This is a genomic window from Methylobacterium sp. D53M (genome assembly GCF_053345625.1).
On sequence record NZ_JBKFAL010000035.1, the window covers coordinates 35,209 to 42,426 of the forward strand.

Annotated in this window: 5 protein-coding genes; 3 read left to right on the top strand and 2 right to left on the bottom strand. The window is 70.4% G+C overall.

Annotation, left to right across the window (positions count from 1 at the left end):
* Window positions 1–3: 3 nt before the first annotated feature.
* A complete protein-coding gene (locus ACLBYG_RS28660) occupies window positions 4–1,242 on the top strand; it encodes an SfnB family sulfur acquisition oxidoreductase (protein ID WP_234081597.1) in 1,239 nt (412 codons plus the stop codon).
* Entirely contained in the window at window positions 1,242–2,615 is a 1,374-nt protein-coding gene (locus ACLBYG_RS28665; RefSeq protein ID WP_447683709.1) for an LLM class flavin-dependent oxidoreductase, read from the top strand. Before ACLBYG_RS28660 ends, ACLBYG_RS28665 begins: the two co-directional genes overlap by 1 nt.
* Here ACLBYG_RS28665 and ACLBYG_RS28670 read toward each other — a convergent pair whose 3' ends face one another.
* The gene (locus ACLBYG_RS28670; protein WP_447683710.1) at window positions 2,616–3,803 is read right to left on the bottom strand and encodes a transporter substrate-binding domain-containing protein; all 1,188 of its coding nucleotides are present in this window, start codon (window positions 3,801–3,803) and stop codon (window positions 2,616–2,618) included.
* A gap of 1 nt (window position 3,804) precedes the next feature.
* On the bottom strand, window positions 3,805–4,860 hold the full coding sequence (locus ACLBYG_RS28675) for a helix-turn-helix domain-containing protein (RefSeq protein ID WP_447683711.1): 1,056 nt from the start codon (window positions 4,858–4,860) through the stop codon (window positions 3,805–3,807).
* A gap of 380 nt (window positions 4,861–5,240) precedes the next feature.
* Between ACLBYG_RS28675 and ACLBYG_RS28680 the strand changes: the two genes are divergently transcribed.
* Window positions 5,241–7,218 (top strand): S8 family serine peptidase (locus ACLBYG_RS28680; RefSeq protein ID WP_447683712.1); only part of this gene is annotated, 1,978 nt, incomplete at its 3' end.

A 7,218-nucleotide genomic window follows, 5' to 3' on the forward strand; every position in this document is an offset into this window, starting at 1 on the left:
GCGATGCCGCTCCAGCCCCACGAGACCGCCTTCACGCAGGCACCCGCGCCGCCGCGCCCGGTGCCGGTCCTTCCGGACGCCGCCGCGGCGCTCGCCGTCGCCGACCGGCTGGCGGAGGCCTTCGCCGAGGCCGCCGCCGAGCGCGACCTGGAGCGCCGCCTGCCGGTCGCCGAGATCGCGCGCTTCACCGAATCCGGCCTCTGGGCGATCACGGTGCCGAGGGAATACGGCGGCCCCGGCCTCGACAGCGCCACGGTCGCCCAGGTGATCGCCCGGATCGCCGCGGCGGACGGCTCCCTCGGCCAGATCCCGCAGAACCATTTCTACGCCCTGGAGGTGCTCCGCAACGGCGGCACCGAGGCCCAGAAGCGCGCCCTCTACGGCCGCGTCCTGGCGGGCGAGCGCTTCGGCAACGCGCTCGCCGAGACCGGCGCGCGCGACCACACCCGCCGCACCCGCCTCGTGCGTGACCCGGCTGGCTGGACTGTCGAGGGCCGCAAAGACTACTGCACCGGCTCGCTCTACGCCCACCGCATCCCCACCCTGGCCAACGCCGAGGAGGACGGCCGGGCGGTCGCCTACCTCGTCTTCGTCCCCCGGGACGCGCCGGGCGTGACCCTGGTCGACGACTGGGACGGGTTCGGGCAGCGGCTCACCGGCTCGGGCTCGGTCCTGTTCGACCGCGTCGCCGTGGAGCCCGACTGGGTGGTGCCGTTCCAGGCCTCGCTGGAGCGGCCCACCGCCCTCGGCCCCTTCGCGCAGATCCTGCACGCCGGGATCGATCTCGGCATCGGCGCGGGCGCCTTCGCGGCGACCTTGCCCTTCGTGCGCGACCGCGCCCGGCCGTGGATCGATTCCGGGGTCGCGCGGGCGAGCGAGGATCCCCTGACCCTCCACGCGCTGGGCGACGTCCAGGTGCGCCTCGCGGCGGCCGACGCCCTGCTGGCGCGGGCCGGCCGCTACGTGGACGCCGCGCAGGAAGCCCCCGACGCCGACAGCGTCGCGGCCGCCTCCGTGGCGGTGGCGGAGGCCCGGGCGGCGAGCCACCGGGCCGGCCTGCTCGCGGCCAACAAGCTCGTCGAGCTCGGCGGCACCTCGGCCACCGACCGGGCCGAGGCGCTCGACCGCTACTGGCGCGACGTCCGCACCCACACCCTGCACGATCCGGTGCGCTGGAAGTACCACTGGATCGGCGCCTACCACCTCGACGGCCGGCAGCCGCCCCGGCACGGAGCGCTCTGATGGCCCTCGGAAAGAAGCAGATCCTGTTGAACGCCTTCAACATGACCTGCGCGGGCCACATCAACCACGGGCTCTGGACCCACCCGCGCGACCGCTCGGCCGATTACAACACGCTGTCCTACTGGACCGAGCAGGCGAGGCTCCTGGAGCGCGGCCTGTTCGACGGCCTGTTCATCGCCGACATCATCGGCGTCTACGACATCTACGGCGGCGGCATCGACGTCACCGCCCGGGAGGCCGTGCAGCTCCCGGTCAACGACCCGACCGTGATGATCTCCGCCATGGCGGCGGTGACCGAGCATCTCGGCTTCGGGGTGACGATCAACGTCCACCAGGAGGCGCCCTACACCTTCGCCCGGCGCCTCTCGACCCTCGACCACCTGACGGGCGGCCGGATCGGCTGGAACGTCGTCACCGGCTACCTCGACAGCGCCCACCGCGCCCAGAGCGGCGGCACGCTGCCGGCGCACGACCGGCGCTACGACTACGCCGACGAGTACCTGGAGGTGCTCTACCGGCTCTGGGAGGGCAGCTGGGACGATGCGGCCGTGCGCCGCGACCGGGCGGCCCGGGTGTTCAGCGATCCCGCCCATATCCGCAAGGTCACCCACCGGGGCGCGTTCTTCGCGGTCGAGGGCTACCACCTGTCGGAGCCGTCGCCCCAGCGGACGCCGGTCCTCTACCAGGCCGGCGCCTCGGGCCGCGGCCGCGCCTTCGCGGGCCGCCACGCCGAGTGCGTGTTCATCTCGGCCCGCGACCCGGCCACCGCCCGCGACTCCGTCCGCGCCATCCGGGCCGAGGCGGTCGCGGCCGGCCGGGAACCCGACGACGTGAAGGTGTTCGTCGGCCTCGCGGTGATCCCCGGGCGGACCCGGGCGGAGGCCGAGGCCAAGCGGGACGAGTACCTGTCCTACGCGAGCCCGGAGGCGGGGCTCGCGCATTTCTCCGCCTCCACGGGGATCGACTTCGCCCGCTACGGCCTCGACGAGCCGATCCCCTACGCGCCGGGCAACGCCATCCAGTCGGCCACCGCGGCGGCGGCCAGGCGCGGGCTGACGAAGCGCGACCTCCTCGGCGAATTGCAGCTCGGCGGCCGCTACGCGGTCCTCACCGGCGACGCCGTGACGATCGCCGACGAACTCCAGGCCTGGATCACGGAGGGCGAGGTCGACGGCTTCAACCTCAGCCGGATCGTCGTGCCGGAGAGTTTCTCCGACTTCATCGACCTCGTGATCCCGGAACTGCAGGACCGCGGCCTCTACAAGACCGCCTACGCCGAGGGCTCGCTGCGGGCGAAGCTGTTCGGCCAGGGGGACCGGCTGCCCGCGCGCCACCCGGCCGAGGCCTACCGCGGCGCGCCTCGGCGGCCCTGATCAGCGACCCTGGGACTCGCCGCTCTCGGAGCCGAACCAGCGGCCGTAGATCTCGTCGTAGCGGCCGTCCTCGCGCAGTCCCAGCAGGGCCTGGTTGACGCGCTTGCGCCGGGGGTCGTTGGCCGGGAACAGGATGCCGTAGGATTGCCGGTTGAACGCGGTGCCGACCAGGCGCAGGGCCTCGTGGCCGGGCCGGGTCGCGTAGTAGCTGAGCGCGGGGGCATCGTAGACCACTGCCGCGACCGTGCCGGCCTGGAGCGCCGCGCAGGCCTCCTCCAGGGTCGCGAAGCCCACCGGCGTGGCGAAATGGTCCGCCAGGTAGGCGACCGAGGTGGTGTTGGCGACCGTGCCCACCCGCTTGCCCGGCAGGTCCTGCGGGCCGTTGATCGCGCCGCGCAGGCGCTCCACCGTGGCCGTGCTGGTCAGGCCCGCGGTGAACCACGCCACCAGGGCGATGCAGGTGAACAGCCAGAGCACCGTGACGGCCCGCGCCAGCGGGCTGCGCGGCATCTCCTCCGCCTGGGCGGCGAGGCTGCTCAGGGCCCACCAGACGACGTGGGCGAAGCCGCGCGCCGGTCCCGAGCGCGCCGCCATGCCGCCGGGGTGGCGCCGCTCGAGCCACCAGACCAGGGCCGCCACAGCCAGGATCAGGGCGGCGAGCCCCAGCAGGACCTGCAGGAAGGCGGCGTCGCTCAGGAGCGCCCGGAGAGCCCGCGCGGTGGCCGAGCCGGTCGCGTCCGGCTCCGCCCGGACGGCGATGCGCAGGCCGGTCTCCAGCATCGTGACGGAGAAGTCGAAACGCCGCTCGCGCTCCGCGGTGATCGACACCGCCGCGATGGCGAGGTCCGCGCGCCCGTCCGAGACCGCCGCGAACAGCGCCGGCAGGTCGTCGACGCGCAGGTAGGCCGTCCGGACGCCGAGCTCCCGCGCGATGGCGTTCCAGATATCGATGCTGAACCCGCGCAGCCGGCCGTCCTCGTCCATGACCAGGGGCGGCACCGGATGGGTCGCGACCCGCCACGTCTCGGGCTCGCCGGTGCGGAGGGCGGGCGCCGCCTCCCGGGTCTCGGCCTGGACGGGGCCCGGGGCGAGCGGCGCGGCGGCCGCGAAACACAGGGAGAGGCACAGGCAGAGGGACAGGACGCCCACAGCGCCGGCGCGCCGCCGGCCGGCGGACCGGCGCGGCACGTCAGAGGCTCTCGATCCAGTTGCGCAGGACGGCGCCGGGCGCGGGTTCGGGGCCGGTCTCCAGGCGCTGGGATGCGTCGCTCGGGATGAAGCCGAACCGGCGCTTGAACGCCCGCCGGAAGGTCCGCTCGTCCGAGAAACCGACCGCGAAGGCGACCTGCGAGATGCGCAGGGGTTTGGGGGCATCGTCGCGCACGAGCATCCGCATCGCCGCCATGAGGCGGCGGTCGCGGATATACGCCACGATGCCGTTGGGGGCGAACAGCCGGTACAGGGTCGAGCGCGACAGGCCGAGCCGGGTCGCAATCAGGGCGGGCGTCAGCTTCGGGTTGCCGAGTTCCGCCTCGACGAGGCGGCGGACCCGGATCCGGATGTCCTGGTGCTGGGAGGGGCGCCCCTCCTCCTGCCCGCGCAGCCAGCTGGCGCAGAGCTGGGTGATCGCCGCCGAGGCCGCCAGGGCCTCGCGGCGGTCGAGGAGGTCGCCGCAGGCGACGACGTTGGCGACGAAATTATGGACCAGGCGCCCGAACGGGTCGCCGTCGTGGTCGAGGGGGCGCCCGTGCAGGGCGTCGGGGTGGCAGCCCTGCTTCTCCAGCAGGGCGCGGGGGATCACGACGTTCGTGGCGTCGACCGCGCCCGCCACGATGCGCACGGGCTGGGCGAGGTCGAAGACGATGCACTGCACCTCGTTCACGGGGCCGGTGCCCTGCTCGGTCTCCACGCGGCTCTGCCCCCGCCGGTAGAATTGCAGCAGGATGTGGTCGAGGCCTTGCTGGCCGATCATCTCCCGCGTCCGCACGAGGGTGTGGGCCGGCGCCACCACGTCGCCGACCAGTAGGTCGCCGAGATGGTAGCTGCGCATCGCGATCGGGACGGTCAGGTCGGTCTCCGGGCGGAAGCTCACGTCGAAGATGGGCGCGAGATGGTCCTGCCACGCCCGGCCGAGCGCCACGGGATCCCCGGGCGGCTCGAACCGCAGGCAGGCGACCTCGCCGCCCGGAGCCTCGCCCCCGGCCGGCGCCGCGTCCGGGTCCTGGTTTCTCTCCTCGGAAGACATACGTAGAGCCTGACACCTGCTGTTCGCGCGACCGATGAAGAACGAGGGCCTGCCCCAAGGTGACGCGTGGCAACGCGGTCCGGTCGTCCCGCACGTTAGCCGCGCCCACCCGGACAGTCTTCCTGTCTCCCGCCGACCCAGGCGGCTGTACACTGTCGTTTGCCCGGGCGGCGTGCGATTCGACGCGGGGGCCGCCGGATCGGGGCGCCGCGCGCGGCAGCGTCGGACCACCATGACACGCGAGCCGCGGAATGGTTCCTTCCGTCCCAGAAAGGGGGATTGCCGTTTCAGCCTGTCGCGCGCGGCGCCGAGTGTGGCCGCAATGTGATAGTTCGTTAAAGCCGCATTTCCTAACCCCCCGTACACAGTTTGCGACAGGCATGACGGGGGTCAGTCCGGTGGTCCAACAGTATAGCGATGTAGAGCGTGTGACCGGATCCTGTGATCCGAGCCGGGGCGCGCGCGCCGGAACCCGGCGGCGCGGCCCCGTACGGCTCGGATTGCTGGTCGGCAGCTCGCTCGCCACCCTCACGCTGGCTCTCGGACCTGTTGCGGCGCAGACCGTGCCGGCGCGCTCGCCTTCGACGTTCGATGCTTTTGGCGTTCCCCTGACCGCGGCGCAGTTCGACACGCCCGAATACAGAGCCGACTGGGGCTTGTCTGCGATTAATGCCGCCACCGCTTACGCCCGAGGCTTCACCGGTCTAGGCGTATTGGTTGCCGTGATTGACTCCGGGATCGACCCCACGAATCCAGAATTCCGAGGACGGATCTCTCAGCAATCAAGAAATTTTATTCCCGGACTAAATCAAACCCTTATATTCGATACGGACACTGCATCCAGTCATGGAACCCATGTGGCCGGTACAATTGCGGCTGCCCGTGATGGCGTCGGGATGATGGGGGTCGGTTTCGACAGCAAGATATTGGCGTTATTCAATTTACGCAATACAATCTCTGCAGTGGAGGCAGCAACTCAAAGCGGCGCCCGGGTCCTGAATGGCAGCTATGGACCGAAGACCTCTTCTCCGATTGTCGATGGATTTTTGAATCCTAACTATAGAAGAATGTCAATTCAAGAATTCGAGATATCAGATGAAAGAGAGGCCAGTGCGCTTCTTAGGGCCGCACAGTCAGACATGCTCATGGTCTTTGCCGCAGGCAACGATCGAAGAAGTCAACCCGATGTAACTCAAAACCCAAGCGGCGCCGCATTCTATCCATTCATCAAGCCAGCGAATGCGAATAGCGGTCTCTACCAATTTTATACCACCTACGGGACTGACCCTAATGGCGATTTCAGCCCCGACTATGCGCCCACCGGCCCCGTCGATCAAAGCAAAATCGATTTTTCTAAACTCGACGGCTTTATAGTTTCAGTAGTCGCAGTCAACGAAAACAAGCAGATCGCCAATTTCAGCAACTGGTGCGGTGTTACGGCAGCGTGGTGCATCGCGGCACCGGGCGTCAATATCTATTCAACCGTGCAGGTCGGACAGGGCTACAGCGGCTTCGACGCCAACAACAATAAAATTCTCGATGGTTCAAACTATGGGCCTCTGCAAGGCACCTCAATGGCCGCGCCGCACGTGGCCGGTGCTGCGGCCGTATTGCGTCAGGCGTTCCCGTTCCTGACGGCGCCGCAGATCGCCCAGACCATGTTCACCACCGCCACCCATCTCGGCGACGGGCCCGCCAACGCCCCGAACGCCACCTTCGGCTGGGGCCTGCTCAACCTCGGCAAGGCCATCGACGGCCCGGGCCAGTTCACCTCCGACTGGACCGTCAACACCACCTACAATGGCCAAGCCTATTACGGCCGCTTCGCCAACGACATCTCGGGCGTCGGCGGTCTGATCAAGGTTGGTCTCGGCACACTCGAACTCGCCGGTACCAACACCTATGCCGGCGGCACCGCCGTCCTCGGCGGTACCCTGGCCGTCTCCCGCGACGCCAATCTCGGCGCCGCCGGCACCGGCCTGACCCTCGGCGGCGGCACCCTCGAGGTCCTGGCCGACGGCCTCGCCACCGCCCGCCCGATCACGCTGGCCGGCCCCGGCACCCTGCAGATCGACCTCGGCACCGCCACCTTCGCGGGGCCGATCGCCGACGGCAGCCAGCCGGGCGTGCTCGTCAAGACCGGCCCCGGCACCGCCGTGCTCTCGGCCGCCAACACGTTCACGGGCGGCGCCCTGGTCGGCACCGGCACCCTGGCCCTGACCGCCACCGGCAGCCTCACCGCGCCCGTTCTCGTCGGCTCGGCGGCGAGCTTCCTCAATGCCGGCCTCGTCTCCGGCAACGTCGGCAACTTCGGCGTCCTCGCCAACAGCGGCACCATCACGGGCGGCCTCGCCAATG